Source organism: Arcicella rigui, assembly GCF_034929435.1.
Lineage (GTDB): Bacteria > Bacteroidota > Bacteroidia > Cytophagales > Spirosomataceae > Arcicella > Arcicella rigui.
The window spans coordinates 75265-90050 of record NZ_JAYFUM010000008.1; the positions used below are offsets into that span (position 1 = coordinate 75265).

General features: G+C 33.2%; 18 protein-coding genes. 17 read left to right on the forward strand and 1 reads right to left on the reverse strand.

Annotated features, from left to right (window positions below):
• Positions 1-99: 99 nt before the first annotated feature.
• The 14 genes from VB248_RS07870 to VB248_RS07935 all read left to right on the forward strand — a co-directional run bounded on the left by VB248_RS07870 (position 100) and on the right by VB248_RS07935 (position 10760).
• Positions 100-1470, forward strand: a complete 1371-nt coding sequence (locus VB248_RS07870) for a M1 family aminopeptidase (protein WP_323296207.1) — start codon at positions 100-102, stop codon at positions 1468-1470.
• Positions 1471-1579: 109 nt separating this feature from the next.
• Entirely contained in the window at positions 1580-2149 is a 570-nt protein-coding gene (locus VB248_RS07875; protein ID WP_323296208.1) for a Crp/Fnr family transcriptional regulator, read from the forward strand.
• A gap of 79 nt (positions 2150-2228) precedes the next feature.
• Positions 2229-2588: a YciI family protein gene (locus tag VB248_RS07880; protein WP_323296209.1), complete on the forward strand. Its 360-nt coding sequence runs from the start codon at positions 2229-2231 to the stop codon at positions 2586-2588.
• A 7-nt stretch (positions 2589-2595) separates the two neighbouring features.
• The gene (locus tag VB248_RS07885) at positions 2596-2967 is read left to right on the forward strand and encodes a DoxX family protein (RefSeq protein ID WP_323296210.1); all 372 of its coding nucleotides are present in this window, start codon (positions 2596-2598) and stop codon (positions 2965-2967) included.
• Between the two features lie 263 nt (positions 2968-3230).
• A complete protein-coding gene (locus tag VB248_RS07890) occupies positions 3231-3731 on the forward strand; it encodes a YcxB family protein (protein WP_323296211.1) in 501 nt (166 codons plus the stop codon).
• A gap of 615 nt (positions 3732-4346) precedes the next feature.
• Positions 4347-4946 (forward strand): SMI1/KNR4 family protein, encoded by a 600-nt coding sequence (locus VB248_RS07895; RefSeq protein ID WP_323296212.1) that lies wholly within the window; start codon positions 4347-4349, stop codon positions 4944-4946.
• Between the two features lie 113 nt (positions 4947-5059).
• Entirely contained in the window at positions 5060-5596 is a 537-nt protein-coding gene (locus VB248_RS07900) for a DinB family protein (protein ID WP_323296213.1), read from the forward strand.
• Between the two features lie 65 nt (positions 5597-5661).
• A complete protein-coding gene (locus VB248_RS07905) occupies positions 5662-7074 on the forward strand; it encodes a TlpA family protein disulfide reductase (RefSeq protein ID WP_323296214.1) in 1413 nt (470 codons plus the stop codon).
• Between the two features lie 111 nt (positions 7075-7185).
• A complete protein-coding gene (locus VB248_RS07910) occupies positions 7186-7920 on the forward strand; it encodes a hypothetical protein (RefSeq protein ID WP_323296215.1) in 735 nt (244 codons plus the stop codon).
• 64 nt (positions 7921-7984) lie between these two features.
• Complete coding sequence (locus VB248_RS07915; RefSeq protein ID WP_323296216.1) at positions 7985-8416, forward strand: hypothetical protein; 432 nt, start codon at positions 7985-7987, stop codon at positions 8414-8416.
• Between the two features lie 127 nt (positions 8417-8543).
• A complete protein-coding gene (locus VB248_RS07920; protein WP_323296217.1) occupies positions 8544-8930 on the forward strand; it encodes a ribosomal maturation YjgA family protein in 387 nt (128 codons plus the stop codon).
• A gap of 288 nt (positions 8931-9218) precedes the next feature.
• On the forward strand, positions 9219-9608 hold the full coding sequence (locus VB248_RS07925) for a VOC family protein (protein ID WP_323296218.1): 390 nt from the start codon (positions 9219-9221) through the stop codon (positions 9606-9608).
• An 87-nt stretch (positions 9609-9695) separates the two neighbouring features.
• The gene (gene arr / locus VB248_RS07930; protein WP_407652893.1) at positions 9696-10103 is read left to right on the forward strand and encodes an NAD(+)--rifampin ADP-ribosyltransferase; all 408 of its coding nucleotides are present in this window, start codon (positions 9696-9698) and stop codon (positions 10101-10103) included.
• Between the two features lie 93 nt (positions 10104-10196).
• Positions 10197-10760, forward strand: a complete 564-nt coding sequence (locus VB248_RS07935; protein WP_323296220.1) for a dihydrofolate reductase family protein — start codon at positions 10197-10199, stop codon at positions 10758-10760.
• 139 nt (positions 10761-10899) lie between these two features.
• On the opposite strand, the gene VB248_RS07940 is transcribed toward VB248_RS07935, so the two are convergent.
• Positions 10900-11502, reverse strand: a complete 603-nt coding sequence (locus tag VB248_RS07940; RefSeq protein ID WP_323296221.1) for a nitroreductase family protein — start codon at positions 11500-11502, stop codon at positions 10900-10902.
• 143 nt (positions 11503-11645) lie between these two features.
• Here VB248_RS07940 and VB248_RS07945 point away from each other — a divergent pair, with 143 nt between their 5' ends.
• The 3 genes from VB248_RS07945 (at position 11646) to VB248_RS07955 (ending at position 14452) form a co-directional block, all read left to right on the forward strand.
• Entirely contained in the window at positions 11646-11951 is a 306-nt protein-coding gene (locus tag VB248_RS07945) for a winged helix-turn-helix transcriptional regulator (RefSeq protein WP_323296222.1), read from the forward strand.
• Positions 11952-12506: 555 nt separating this feature from the next.
• The gene (locus tag VB248_RS07950; RefSeq protein WP_323296223.1) at positions 12507-13022 is read left to right on the forward strand and encodes a hypothetical protein; all 516 of its coding nucleotides are present in this window, start codon (positions 12507-12509) and stop codon (positions 13020-13022) included.
• A 170-nt stretch (positions 13023-13192) separates the two neighbouring features.
• Positions 13193-14452 carry a hypothetical protein gene (locus VB248_RS07955; RefSeq protein WP_323296224.1) on the forward strand — a complete coding sequence of 420 codons (1260 nt, stop codon included), beginning with the start codon at positions 13193-13195 and terminating at the stop codon, positions 14450-14452.
• The last annotated feature ends 334 nt before the right edge of the window (positions 14453-14786 follow it).

Here is a 14786-nt window from a genome sequence, read left to right on the forward strand (position 1 = left end):
AATCTACACAAAATAATATTGAATTTAAGTTTTTTCAGATGCCTCTTCTTACATTTACACTCTCGTAAAATTCCTTCATTGCAACAAACAACATCATTGATGAAAAATATCTTTACTCTTATTGTCTTCTTACTTATCAGCTCTTTTATTTCAAAAACTTTGGCGAATGTAGATTTAGCGTATCGCTTTGATATAAAGCCCAAAATCATGCACGTTTCTTTAGTGTATCGTCCAGTTAGTTCTGATAGTACCGTTTTTCAGTATGGAAATGAGTATTATGGCGGTATGAAAGACCTAATGAAAGGTTTGAAAAATGTTCAATCTTCGGTAAAGTTTAAAATAGATGCTGTAAAAAGTCAGATTACTTTTTATCATCCCAACCAAACTGCTATTCAGATTCAATATGATATTATTGATACGCATAAAGCCGAACAAAGAGTAAGAGGCGAAATGTTTCGTCCAATTATTACAGAGCATTACTTTTTTTCTCTTTCGCATTCTCTCTTTCTGAATCCTCAAATAGAAGAAAAGCTTCGGGAAAAGATGACGATGTCGGTAACATTGGCAAAAAAACCTGCTTTCCCGATGTACTTTAGTTTTGCTCCACAGTTAAAAGCAGGCAAAAGCGTAATCATTAAATTCTCGGATGGCATGAATGCTTTGGTAACGGGTGCATCTGACCTCCACATTGTCAAAAGAAAAATGGCAGGTATTCAAAATTATGTAGTGCTACGCATCAACGAGAAGAATCCGTATAACCTCAAGCGTTTTATGAATTACTTTGATAAATTTCTTCCTGCGATGAATAATTTTTGGGGCAATCTCAACGGCACTTATTACTCTTTAGTTGCCTCTCCTTTTCTTGATATTAAGTACCATAATATTTCAGGAACGGCTTTCAATTCAGGATTTCATGTAAAGTATTCTGGCGATACCATTTTGGCGAATGAAGAAGTAGTCACTACGATTTCGCATGAAATTATGCACCGCTATATTGGGGCAGGCTATGTATCAATGGGCGAAAATCACCAATGGTTTGATGAAGGTTTTACTGATTATACTACTTGGTACTTATTGGCAAAAGCTGGGATTTTCTCTGCTGAAAAATTAGACAAAATGGTAAAAGATACTTATCAGCAATTAGCCAATAATCCTGTAAAAAATACCGCCAACGAAGACATTCTAAAACACTTCTGGGAAAATCATCATTACGAAAAAATTCCCTATCATCGAGGTGCTTTGTTTGCGGCTTTTCTCAATAAAAGAATCAAAGAAGAAAGTAAGTCAACCAAAAGCTATCAAGATTTTTTACGAGACCTTAAAGCTTTGGCAGAACAGAAAAAACAATTGTTGACTGTAAACGATTTTATTACGGTGGCATCTACTTACATGCCAAAAGCTGAAATTGAAAATGCTGTTCAAGCCTACATTATCAAAGGAGTAATGATTGAACAAGACAAAGTTTGGTAATAGTATTTAGTATAAAGCTTTATCAATGACACTTATCTGATAGCAAAATTTTGTATGTTTATAGTAACTGTTGAATAATACATCAAAACCATGCTGAACTTTAGCTGACATGATAGAGCTATTAAAAAACCACATCATCCAACGTCTGGGTGATGATATTGACCAATTAGACCTTGTTTTAACGAAATTCAAACCCGTTGTCACTAAAAGAAATGAACAACTTCTGACACAAGGCGAGGTTTGTAAATATGTGTATTTCATTGCAAAAGGTTGTTTGCAGGTGTATGTATATGACCATGAAATGAATGAAACCACTCGTGATATTGTCATTGAAGATAATTGGTGTAGCGACTTAATTAGTTTTGGTAGCGGACAAGTCGCCAATGAAAATATTCGTTCGGTTGAGCCTTCACAGCTTTGGGCAATTGACAGAAAAGGATTTCAAGAAATGATGGAAACCGTACCGCAGTTTGATAAAGTATATAGACAAATTCTTGAAGCTTCTTACGCAAATTCCGTTTATCGTATCAATACTTTTGTTTCACTGGCTGCCTTAGACCGAATCAAATGGTTGATGCAAAACCGACCAACACTCATGACGAGGCTCTCAAGTAAACTCATTGCTTCGTATTTGGGCATTAATAAAGATGTTTTTAGCAGACTGAAAGCCAAACTCTAAATTATCGACTTTTGTCATCGTTGAATGAAATTGTGACTTGCAATTTTGCATCATCATTCACAATTAAACTTCCTTAACAATGACAGAGTACCTTTTATTATTCCGTAATGCAAGTGCTGAAAACAGCTACTTGACGACCTCTCAAGACATGGCAGAAGATATGCCCAAATGGCAATCATGGATTGGCAATATCGCTATGCAAGGCAAATTAATAAGTACTGCTCCTATTCATTATCAAGCCTCTATCGTAAACAACGAAGGTATCAGCACAGGACAACCCTACAAAGAATCAAACAGTGTTTTAGTAGCAGGTTTTCTTATTTGCAAAACTGATACTTTAGAAGAAGTACAAGAATGGAGCAAAACCTGCCCTATTTTAAAGTACCCCAATAGTTCCGTTGAAATCAGACCACTTATACCTTTCCCAACTAATTCATAAAATGACTATGGACAAAATATTAACCTTCGGACGTTACCTTTTTCCATTGTCGTTCTTACTGTATGTCGGACTTCATTTTGGAATGCCAGAAGTTGGTGCAAGTTTTATTCCCACATGGTTGCCAGCACCACTATTTTGGAATTACTTTACAGGCGTGTTAATTCTTGCCTACATCATCAGTTGTTTAATTGGCAAGTACGACAAATTGGCAACCTTACTAATGGCATTGTATGTATTATTGATGATTTTTATCGTACACATACCAAGAGCCGCCACCTACGAAAACGATATGTTAAACATATTTAGAAACTTAATGGTAATCGGAGCATTGCTTGTATATGCCCAATACGCTACAAAAGACAAAAGAATAACAGGCTAAGAAAGGAAAAAGAAAACCACTTGCGTCAGGCGAAGTAAACACTTTGTCTGACGCTTTTTTTATTTGCCAATAGTTCCTTACTCCCACACTTTCTATATTGACGATGAGCTAAAAGTGCCTTTAGCAAAAGAAATTACCGTATAATAAGTTTTTGGGAGAAAAGTGTAGTTTGAAAGATATGGTTTGTTTTTAATTTGATATTTTAGCGGATGAAAGGTTTTTGATTAACGACCAATATTAAACCAAATACAGTATATAAACAGATGGACAAGATTATTTTAACAACTAAACTTAGTATTGAAGACTATGTAAAGATTAACTATCATTTATTGTATCGGAAATGGAGATTTAAGCTAATGACAGGTATTGGTATTTTCATGTTGATTTCACTTCTTTTTACTTTTGATTCATTCAAGGAATTTCCTTGGGTTCAATTGTTGCTCGGACTATTCTTGACTGTTGGGCAAGCCATTTCGGTTTACTTTAGTGCTAAAAAAAACTATAAATCCAATGGACGAATAAGTGAAAGGATAAACTATGAATTTGATAGGGAAAATATTAAAGTGACAGGCGAATCGTTCGAGGCTAAATCGACTTGGGACAAAATTTATAGTGTAACAGAGAATAAAGATTGGATATTGATTTGGCAAAATCAACAAGTTGCTAATGTAGTTCCAAAGCGAGATTTTAAAGAGGGTGAACTTCAAGCACTTAAAAATATTGTAAGCTTACACAGTAAAGTGATAAATAAGTTGAGTAAGTAAAACAGTCTTAATTTTGCCTTTGTTTGTATTTTTCCGCCAACAACACTTGCGTAAGTAACACGTCAATTATCGATACCATAAAGGAAAATTTGACTCTACAAATAAGCACAATGACAACAGAAAAGAAAAATTCAATATTGACTTCGCTGTTTTATTTCATTTCAGTGATGACAATTATAATAATAAATAAATCAGGACAATTTAAGTCGGGAGTATGCACTCCTAATTTAGATTTATTATCCTTCTTTCTGTTAGGACCCATAAGTTTTGTTTTGTCTATTATTAATGGGATTTCGACATATTACTTCAACGAACAGAAAAGACTATCATTTTTTATTCACTTGTTTGTGTTGACAATTTGGCTGTCGATTTTATTTATTAACTAAATACTTTATTAAATTTTGTGGCTAATTAGTGATTGTTGATTTTTTTCACGGGGTCGCCAAGACCAACAACAAGTATGTAAGCAAAATTTTAAGCTTTATTCTTTAACAACCCTATTATAAGGATACCTTAGTAATGAACAATCAGTTAGACAATATAAAGAATAAGCTTGATCAGCTACGACAATTGGACACTAATTTTGAGGTTTTTGGTTCTGAAAAGCACAGGTATATGCTTAATCCCATTGTTCAAATAGACACCATAAAACAGTTTGAAACAAAACATAAAATTACTTTACCAAGCGAATATGTCGCATTTTTAACGATTCTTGGAAATGGCGGTGCGGGTCCTTTCTATGGACTTGAACCTCTTGAAAATACTCTTTTTGACGATTTGGACTATCTGCATAATGACAGTTTGTTAGACCCAAGTAAGCCTTTTTTACACACTGAAGCGTGGAATATGGAATTTGAACCCACTTTAAGTGAAGATGAAAATCAAGAGGAAAACGATAGACAATACGAAGAATTTACAGATTTATACTTTGACATCGAACAGATGAATGGCGTTATTGCAATTTGTAATTATGGTTGCGGAATAAGTTTAAACTTAGTCGTCAATGGACAAGAGTATGGAAATATTTGGACAGACGACAGAGGAAATGATGGAGGAATATATCCCATCGTTCAGCTTGGCGAAAAAGGCAGAATTCACTTTTTAGAATGGTATGAATTATGGCTGGACAAATCAATTACTGAGATAAAAATGAACCTTGAAACAAAGAAAAACTCAAAGGTTGAGACAAAGAAACCTTGGTGGAAAGTTTGGTAATATACAAGAAAATATAACCATCAACAGAGGTTTCTCTCGCTGGTCTAAGTGTTTTTCAATAGCCCTACAAATCAATGCTTCTCTGACTGCAATAACATTCAACATGATAAAATATGGACAAATCAATCAAAGAAATATTATGGAATCAGTTTGGAGCAAGTATTGATATGCTTATCAATGTTATCTCAAATTCTCCTGACGACTATTTTATCACTCATAAACGCTTTTATTATATTGCTTTTCACAGTACGATTTTTTTAGATTATTATCTAACCATTCCCCCAAGTGACTTTTCTCCAATACTTTCTTTCACACAAAAAGAGCCAGAAGAAAGACCCAAAGAAGCGATTGATGATTTAATTCCTGATAAAATTTACAGCAAACAAGAAATAGTCGCCTATCTCCAACAAAGCAGAGAAAAGTGCAAACAAATTGTCCATTCTTTGACTGATGAAAAATTAAAGGAAAGATTTAAAGAAGGAGACGAAGCCAATGATATGGATTTCCCGATTTTAGAAATTCTACTTTATAACCTCCGCCATACCCAACATCATGCCGCACAACTCAATATGTTGTTAAGACAAGATATTGACAAACACTCGGAATGGTCATTTAGAGTTGGTGATATAAAGAGTGAAGTAATCAAGTAAAGAACAAGTACATTCTCTGTAAGTACAAGAGTAATTTAACCATATTAAAACCTCAAACAACCTCTATGAAAAAGTTCATCACTACGTCTTTGTTATTAATTTGCTTCTTTGTAAATGCTAAAGCTCAGGATGCTACTGCCAAATTATCGCCTGCTACGCTCTACAAACAGTATTATGATTTTTCGAGAAGACAGAATAATTTAGATTCCGCTTTTCATTATTTCAAGTTAATATTTTCCCAACCTGAGCAAGTAAGTGGAACGTTGAAAATGATAATTTTTGATGCTTTCCCAGATACTTTTACCGATAGTGATTTAACTAATCTGAAAGATTCTGTTAAACAAAATCATGCGATTAAAATCAAATTGTTACATAAAGCTCTTTTAAAAAAAATTGCAGACGATAAAGTTTTGAGGACTATTGAACCCATTGAAGCTTTATTGCTTTGGAGTAAAGTACAAGACAATCAGCAAAATAAAAGTCAGTTAATCATACTTAGTAAAACCTTTGTTGAGCAAAATGCTTTGCAAAAAGATTTTCATCAAGGAAATACTGGTCGCTATGGTTTGATGATTTATAAGACGCTTTTCCAACATTCAGAGTTGAAACCCTTTGCTCAGAAATTACTTTTATTTCTAAAAGAGAAAATCAAAAATAGCCAAGTGCTTATTTCTGCCAATACTACAAATATGGATTTTAGGAAGAGAGCTTCCCATAGATATTTATATGCTTATATCAATCAATTGCAAGCCCAAGCGACGGACAATATTAGCCAAAAACAAGCCTTTCTAAAAACAGCTTTTGAGTTCAGTCCTGATTTGAATGATAAACAAAATCGAAATGCTTACTTATTTGATAAAGATTATCTTGGAGGAAAAGAAAGCTATGCTGCTGATTACTTAGATTTTTTGATGAATCATTCGAGAAGTCAAAAAGAGGTTTTAAACACACTTCTACAAATTGCTCTTTCAAATCCAGTCTATAAAGAAAACTTAGAAAAGTTTTATCAATCAATGGAAGGCAACAAACAAGCTTTCAGTACTTTCTGGCAAGAATCTATTGAAAAGAGTGCCTTAAATGCAAAAAGTTTTACCTTGATACAAAGCGACAAAAAGCTTTTTTCTATTAAAAAACAAATTGGGAAATGGGTACTTCTTGACTTTTGGGGTACTTGGTGTACACCTTGCAGAGAGGAACATCCTGCCTTACAAAAATTTTATGATAGCACAATCCTTCAAAATCCAGATAAAATTCAGTTACTTACCATTGCCTGTTTAGATACAGAAGAAAAAGTATTGAAATACATGAAAGAAAAAAACTTTTCATTTCCAGTAGCAATGTCGAATCTGAAAATTGAAAAAGATTATGCTATCGGTAGTTTTCCAACAAAAATTTTAATTACTCCAAAAGGAAAATATATAGCCATACCATCTACAATAGAATTGAATTATTTTATCAAGCAATATTGTGAATTGTAAATTGTGTAGATGGTGAGTATTCACTAAATTTTGAAGCTTAACAATAAATAATTACCTTAGAAAATGAAGGTATCTAAATAATCATATTTTATCATCTATCTCAATAAATCCATGATGAAGACATTTAAAACACTGGCTATTTTCTTGATTTCAGCACTAATTTGGTCGTGTAACAACACAAATTCAAACAAAAAATTAGAGAAGGCAAGCAATAATGATAGTACTATTTCTGTAAATAAACGAGATTCAATTATTGAGAATGTTCTCTCAGAAAAGAATGAAGTTTGGGAAGACACAACTGCTGATATAAAATTTAAAGACATTTCTATTTCAATCAATCGCTTGATTCTATTTGACGACGATAAGCAGTTAAATCAAATACAAAAGGACACTGTTTATCTTTACGCTGACCTTGGCGAAACCATTGAAGGTCAAAAAATTACAATCGTTAGCAGTCAATTGACCAACATCACAATAGAACAACGCTATGAAACGAGTGTTACAGTAATGGATGATGGGCCACATTGTGACCTTACAGAGTGGAAGCATTATGATTCTACGTGGGAAAAACTAAAAACAAATGATAAAGGACAATTCATCGGTGATAGCTATTCAGAAAAAGATTTAGAAAAATTTCCAGTCGTTGAGATAAGCGAACTAAAAGCCTATGTAAAAAAACATTGTGAAGAAAAATATTCACAACTTATTTCTACCATAAAATCCCCAACTGAATATCCAAGTGCGGTTAGTGTGAGTCGTTATTTTCTTCGAATCAATGGGAAAAGAAAAAATAGTGAAGAAACATCGACAAAATTGATAATTATTGAAATGGCGATGGGCTGTTGAACCTCAATTTTCCGTTGATTGCTCTACCAAAATTTTCATTAGCTCAAAACAATAATAAATAGAGATGCACAAAAGAGAACTTCAGATTGAAATACTTAGGGTAATAAAAAATTTAAGAAAACAGAATGCTATCTGGTTTTATGTAGGGCCAATATTTTACTTAGCCTCTCTATTTTTCTTTTATTGGAGATACCAAGATGAAGAAGTTATTACTCGTATTTTAATAATGATGTTTCCATTAATAGTGACTATTTTAAGTATCTACGGAGACATACTAACCAATAAAGAACTTAATAAACTGATTATATCAATCAATGAGGATGAAAAGCACTATTTTTTTGAGATGCTTAATGGAAAAGAGGTGAAAGTTTTAAAGGATAAAGTACTTATTCGTGAAACCAATTGGCGACTTAATATAAAGAGAAAAAATCCTGTTGTAAAAGAATACATAGATTCAACAAATAATCAAGTATTTGTATGGATGGAATCTATTTAATCATTTATCATTTTAAGGATACCCAAAAACTTTATTTTCCAATTAGGAGGCAAATTTATTCGCCTCCTAATTGGAAAATATGTAAGTTTAAACCACTTTATTGATAAATCTTTACCTCATGCCTAATATGCTGAAATTCAACTTCAATTATTTTCTTATAGCCATCTTTTTATTTATCGTCGAAGTACTGATTGCTATGTTTGCCCATGACCAGTTCATTCGACCGTATTTTGGCGACTTTTTAGTGGTGATACTGGTTTATTGTTTTGTAAAGTCTTTTCTGAATACTCCTTTTTTTAAAACAGCCATTGCCGTTTTAGCTTTTTCTTTTACTCTTGAGGTTTTGCAATACTTGGATATTGTCAACAAAATTGGTTTAGGAGATTCAAAACTTGCCAGAACGGTCATAGGCACATCGTTTGAATGGATTGACTTAATTGCTTATACGCTTGGCATTGCTTTTGTGATTTATGTAGAAAATAGGTTCTTTATCAATGATTCGAGGAAGATATAAAGTACACTCTTAAAAGCTTATAAATCTGAAGTATTACGATTTTGAACAATGATAAATTATTTCAAAAAAAAGAAAAATATGAAATTTCAATTAAAACATTTGGTCTGGCTTAGGAATATCCTTATGCTATTATTTTCAATTTTGACAATAGATTTTTTAGTAAAGAAATTCTATGATAGTGTTCCAACCTCTGACATGAAATTTCCTATGATTATTGGTATATTTTCAATCATGGCTTTGGAATTGCAAATTAAAAAACAAAAAAAGGCTACTAACCAAGACTAAACAATGAAAGCCAATACAACCTTTTTCGCTCCAGAACTTTATATCAATAACGGCATAAAAGACATTTCTTTCTATAAAAATGCCTTTGGTGCGACAGAAAATCTATGTTTTAGAAACGAAGATGAAAGTATTCACGTAGCAGAATTATGTATTGATGGAGCTATTTTTCATGTGCATGAAATTACATCTTCTCATTTCTTTTCTCCAGACAAACACAATGCTTGTACTTGTTGCATAGGTTTATTTGTGCCAGATGTAGATGCTGTAATGAAGCAAGCAATCCTTGCAGGAGCAACAGAAATTAGCCCAGCCGAAGATTACGAATATGGCTACCCTCAGGGAACGATTAAAGACCCTTTCGGACATTTTTGGCAAATACAGAAAAAGATATAGAGGAATCAAAAGATACAATCAACTTGTATTGACAGCGATGAATGAAATATGGAACTAAAGAAAGAAAATAACGAACCCAAAAATAAAATGGCAAGTCCTTTTGCTCAAACGTACTTTCATGGTACAAAGGCAGATTTAAAAATTGGAGATTTGATTGAAGTTGGTTTTAATTCAAACTATGGACAAAGAAAAAATGCCAAGTACATTTTCTTGACTGCTACTTTAGATGCTGCCATTTGGGGAGCTGAATTGGCATTAGGCGAAGGACCTGAAAGGATTTATTTAGTAGAACCTACGGGAGCAATTGAAGATGACCCAGATTTAACGGATAAAAAATTCCCGGGTAATCCTACAAAATCTTATCGTTCTGTTTATCCATTCAGAATTATTGGCGAAGTTTCGCATTGGCAAGGGCATCCAACAGAACAAGTACAGACCATGAAAAATAACCTTGAGCAATTAAAAGTACAGGGAATTAATTCTTTGAATGATTGATAATCAGTTTGTCGCAATTATCCCTTAGTTTGACGCATCGACGACCTCCGCAACAAAAGCATTTCAAGCTACATTTGTAAAAAACACAAAGCCATGAGAAAACTAAAATTACAAATGAGAATTTCGGTTGATGGATATGTAGCAACACCCGATGGAAACGAAAATTGGTCTTGGTATCCAGACGAAAAAGGTTGGCAATTAATCAATGAATTGGCGGATACTTCTGATACGTTATTGATTGGGAGAAAGATGTCTGAGGCTTTTATACCACATTTTGAAGGATTCAAGCCCGAGGATAATAAATATGATTTTGCCCAAAAGATGGTGAATATTCCCAAAGTGGTTTTCACTAAAAGCTTAGATACTCCCTTTGGCAAAAACACTACTTTAGCCAAAGGAAATCTGGCGGAGGAAATCGCAAATTTGAAAAGGCAAGAAGGTAAAGATATTTTGGTATATGGCGGAGCAAGTTTTGTAGCCTCACTCATCGCTGGTGGACATATTGATGAGTTTTATTTGTTCGTAACGCCAGTACTGATTAATAAAGGCTTGAGTATTTTCAATATGTTGGAGCATCATCAAAAACTAAGCTTAATTAGTGCTATTCCTTTAGCATCAGGCGTAGTTGTTTTATGCTATCAGTTGACTAAAGAGTAAATTTTATTGTATCAAAATGTGCAGTGGCAACTGCAAGGAATTGCCACTGCACAAAGAAAAAAATCATTCTATGCTTTCGCCTGCATCTTCAATCCCAAATCCTTCAAGTCCTAATATTCTAAAATAAAAAAATCTTAGGTTATCCAATAGATTGAATAACAGTTTCTGGATGCAATCTTGATTTAGGTTTTACGGATGGTTGGTTGGCATCCTCCTTATCTCTGTAACCAATAGCCACCGCAAACAAAGGTTTGTAAGCATCCAAAGGCAATGCTTTTTGGTATTCCTCAATATTGATACCTTCCATTGGAGTACTATCGATGTCAAGACTTGCACAAGCTGCAAGGAAAAACCCTAATGAAAGATAAACTTGATGCTGAAACCAAGATTTTATTTCGGCTTCTGACAAAGGTTTTAGAAATTGATTGTAATAAGCCACAGCACCTTCGGGCAAATGTTGTTTGATTTGTGCCTCAAATTTTGGAATATCATTAATAGCATAAAAAACTACCAAATGGCTTGCTGCATTTATTTTGGGTTCGTTGAAATAAGAAATACTTGCCAGTTTCTGTTTGGTCGCTTCCTCTGAAACAAAAACAAACTTCCAAGGCTGGCTGTTGATTGACGAAGGACTTAATCTCAATATTTCCTTCAATTGTTCGATTTGTTCTTCCGAAATTTTTTCATTCGAATTATACTTTTTAGTAGTATATCTACTCTTTGCAATAGCTAAAAAACTCATATTTTTGAAGATTAAATGTTACTATACTTTTTATTGTTGCAAAACTAAGTATAGTGATTTATATTTGCAATAACGGTTAAAATAGATAGTAACAGATGTATTGTATAGAAAATAAACAGTATCCTTGTAGTACGAGCCTGACTATGAAGTATATAGGCGGAAAATGGAAAGCAGTAATACTTATCCATTTAATTGAAAAAAAGCGATATAACGAGCTAAGAAAGGAACTTCCGATGGTGACAGAACGCACGATAAGCTTGCAATTGAAGGAGTTGGAAGAAGACGGCCTGATTACCCGAACGGTTCATACAAGCAAACCGCCTTTAAAAGTGGATTATGAACTGACAGAATTTGGAAAAACACTTATACCTCTATTGCAGTCCATTGCTCAATGGGGCAAAGAAACTGCTGTAAAAGATAACCGAGTGAGTAAAGTGGTTGAAGTGTAAGGTCATCAGAATTAGCATTAAAAAAAGATAATTACTTGAAATTACCGCCATTGTTTGTGTTTTCACGTGATAGCAAAAATATTAAACCCAAAGCGTAGCCTTTCGATAGTTTGGCTACGCTTTTTTTTGATGAGTATTCAAATCATGCTCTTGAGTATTGAAATGGGACTTGGGAGTATTAAAACGATACTCACGAGTATTCAAATAACACCAACGAGTATTATTTCTATGTTCGGGAGTATTGAAATGGTGCTTATGGGCATCAAAATGAGACTCGGAAGTATTTCATTGATACTCCTGAGCATCAAAACGGTACTTAAAAGCCTTAAAATAATACTCGTGAGTATTCAAACGATGCTGCTTTAAGCATAAAGCCTGTTACGTTTTAAACAAATTGGATATTTTGAAATAAATATTTAGTTTTAATGAAATGTGAACAAGTAAGTGTACTCAAATACATTTTTATATAACTACCATAAACTTTAAAAACAGAGCTTTATACCGGTTAGATATTCGTTGGTGGCAAGTTTAAAAAACAACCCTTTACATTAAAGTATGACAAAACTCGCTTTATTCTTCACTTTTTGCATTTCTATTAATTGTTCTTGTTATGGACAGACAAAGGCTTATTCGGAAAAATATATTTATAAGCTATTCAAAAAATCTGTTTTACAGACAGATAAAGGCAAAATTAAAATTCCATCCAATCCTTGGTTGATTTGTAATCAAGACAGTTCATTTTATCGCAATGACACCGTAAGACTTTTCAGTAATTCCTATTATACAAATTCAGTGAATTGTTGTGAGTGTATTGGATGGACATTTTATGAGAAAGACAAATTCATTTCGACAAATTTTGAATTTTGTAAAGAGCCAACAACCGCATCAGCTTTTAAAGACAAAGACCATTTTCGAGTCTTAGTTTCATCTGCTGACAATTATCTTCTGTTATCGACTTTTAATAATGACAAGCTTATTGAGACATTTAAAATAATTAATGTTGAATATGTTAGACTGAGTACTTCAGATTTGACATCTACTGTTGTGACATTGTTGAGAGTTGCTAAATAAGCTGGATAAAGAAAACCTGCCACCAACATTAGGTTTGGCATTTGAGCCATTGTCGGTATTTTTCACCAAAAATATGTAATCGATTTTCAAAAACTTCACTGCTTCAAGTACTAAACAAAACGTTTTTTGTACTTCTATGAAGTATTTCTTTTTATAGCGACATCTCAATAATGACAAATAAAGCCAAACAACTAATCACAGACTTTAAGCAAAACGGTTGGCAGACATCTAACCTCTATGAACGTCTATTTAAGTTAACATCAAACTCAGGTGACACATTTTACTTTGCAGCAGAATTCTTAAAAATTTTTGATGAGAATGTGACAATATTCAACGACATATTGAGCTACGTTGACAAATCTCAATTTGCCGACCTTATTAATCTTGCTTTAGACATTCTAAAAAGACAAAAAAATGAGAATGCCGAAAGTGTAATCGAATATGCCAGTTTGCAATTTCCAGAATTGTTACACAGTAATTTAGAATATATTTTTGACTTAAAACCAAACACAAGTACTTATTATGCTGACTACCCTTGGCGAAATTTAGCAAATGACAAAATTCAAACCTTTAAAGCAAAATTTATAAGTTCTGAAACTAATATCACCGACAAGCAAAAGCTATTTAGATGTTTGTTAGAAACACGAAATTTAGAGACTATCAATTTTGCTTATGACTATGCTCTAAACAATCAACTTTTTGACATCGAAAATATAGAAGAATATTTGGTAGCTCATTTAGAGCTTGTAGGATATACAAAGAGAAATGGGAAAATAGAGAATTATTGCCAAAATATTGTACGACATTTTCGCTTCAATAACAACTATTTTTCAAACGATAGACCTATTCACCTTAGCAAAAAACAGCATCCAACATGGAATTTAGAAACAGACGAAACTAAATATAAATTTGGAGGCATTCTTGAAGATGATGATAATAATCCATTTATTCATTTAGTGACTTTTGATAAAATTCCTTATGGACTTAAAATATCAGGACTATCAAGCCTTACTTTAGGAATACACATCAGAGAGTTAAACGAATGCGGTGCAGTATTTTACCAACATGACAATTTTGGAAAACCATCAAAAATTGGAGAAATTAAGGACATTGAAATCTGTTTGGATTTACCTATAAAAGAAACAGAAATCTCTTTTGCTGAAACGCCTAATAGATGGGCTTTCCAAAACTGGGGTAGTTCAAACAGTAGAGAAAATTTATTTAGGCTTGGGGGCGAACCGACTTGGATACAAAGTGCAGAAGTTTTAGTTTGTCCAATTTCCAACGAAAAAATGGACTTTTTAATGCAACTTGATACTGACCTTCCAGACATAGAAAATGGAGAAGTATATTTTGGAAGTGGTGGAATTTGCTATGTGTTTTGGTGCGACAAAACAAAAGTAAGTGGATTCATAATGCAATGTACTTAGACAATAAACTATCCTACTTGTCTAATGTTTTTCATCCTACCTTCATAAGTATTTTTCACCAAAACATGAGAGTAAGCAACTCACCTATTTTCAAAAACCTCACTGCTTCAAGTACTAAACAAAACGTTTTTTGTACTTCTATGAAGTATTTCTTTTGAAAGTGAAATGATTTAATAGCCAAGCCACGGGCTTGAACAAATAAATGCCTCTTTCATCTTAAAGCCCTCCCTAAAATCCAAACTCTTGCTTCTTGTATCTTGTTTCTTCAGTCTTAAAGTCCTAAAGTCCCAAAATCACAAACTCTTGCCTCTTGTATCTTGCGTCTTGCCTCTTT

Excerpts from the sequence above, each read along its gene's own strand:
- VB248_RS07870 (WP_323296207.1), top strand. The coding sequence starts at position 100 with ATGAAAAATATCTTTACTCTTATTGTCTTCTTACTTATCAGCTCTTTT.
- VB248_RS07875 (WP_323296208.1), top strand. The coding sequence starts at position 1,580 with ATGATAGAGCTATTAAAAAACCACATCATCCAACGTCTGGGTGATGAT.
- VB248_RS07880 (WP_323296209.1), top strand. The coding sequence starts at position 2,229 with ATGACAGAGTACCTTTTATTATTCCGTAATGCAAGTGCTGAAAACAGC.
- VB248_RS07885 (WP_323296210.1), top strand. The coding sequence starts at position 2,596 with ATGGACAAAATATTAACCTTCGGACGTTACCTTTTTCCATTGTCGTTC.
- VB248_RS07890 (WP_323296211.1), top strand. The coding sequence starts at position 3,231 with ATGGACAAGATTATTTTAACAACTAAACTTAGTATTGAAGACTATGTA.
- VB248_RS07895 (WP_323296212.1), top strand. The coding sequence starts at position 4,347 with ATGCTTAATCCCATTGTTCAAATAGACACCATAAAACAGTTTGAAACA.
- VB248_RS07900 (WP_323296213.1), top strand. The coding sequence starts at position 5,060 with ATGGACAAATCAATCAAAGAAATATTATGGAATCAGTTTGGAGCAAGT.
- VB248_RS07905 (WP_323296214.1), top strand. The coding sequence starts at position 5,662 with ATGAAAAAGTTCATCACTACGTCTTTGTTATTAATTTGCTTCTTTGTA.
- VB248_RS07910 (WP_323296215.1), top strand. The coding sequence starts at position 7,186 with ATGATGAAGACATTTAAAACACTGGCTATTTTCTTGATTTCAGCACTA.
- VB248_RS07915 (WP_323296216.1), top strand. The coding sequence starts at position 7,985 with ATGCACAAAAGAGAACTTCAGATTGAAATACTTAGGGTAATAAAAAAT.
- VB248_RS07920 (WP_323296217.1), top strand. The coding sequence starts at position 8,544 with ATGCTGAAATTCAACTTCAATTATTTTCTTATAGCCATCTTTTTATTT.
- VB248_RS07925 (WP_323296218.1), top strand. The coding sequence starts at position 9,219 with ATGAAAGCCAATACAACCTTTTTCGCTCCAGAACTTTATATCAATAAC.
- arr (WP_407652893.1), top strand. The coding sequence starts at position 9,696 with ATGGCAAGTCCTTTTGCTCAAACGTACTTTCATGGTACAAAGGCAGAT.
- VB248_RS07935 (WP_323296220.1), top strand. The coding sequence starts at position 10,197 with ATGAGAAAACTAAAATTACAAATGAGAATTTCGGTTGATGGATATGTA.
- VB248_RS07940 (WP_323296221.1), bottom strand. The coding sequence starts at position 11,502 with ATGAGTTTTTTAGCTATTGCAAAGAGTAGATATACTACTAAAAAGTAT.
- VB248_RS07945 (WP_323296222.1), top strand. The coding sequence starts at position 11,646 with ATGAAGTATATAGGCGGAAAATGGAAAGCAGTAATACTTATCCATTTA.
- VB248_RS07950 (WP_323296223.1), top strand. The coding sequence starts at position 12,507 with ATGACAAAACTCGCTTTATTCTTCACTTTTTGCATTTCTATTAATTGT.
- VB248_RS07955 (WP_323296224.1), top strand. The coding sequence starts at position 13,193 with ATGACAAATAAAGCCAAACAACTAATCACAGACTTTAAGCAAAACGGT.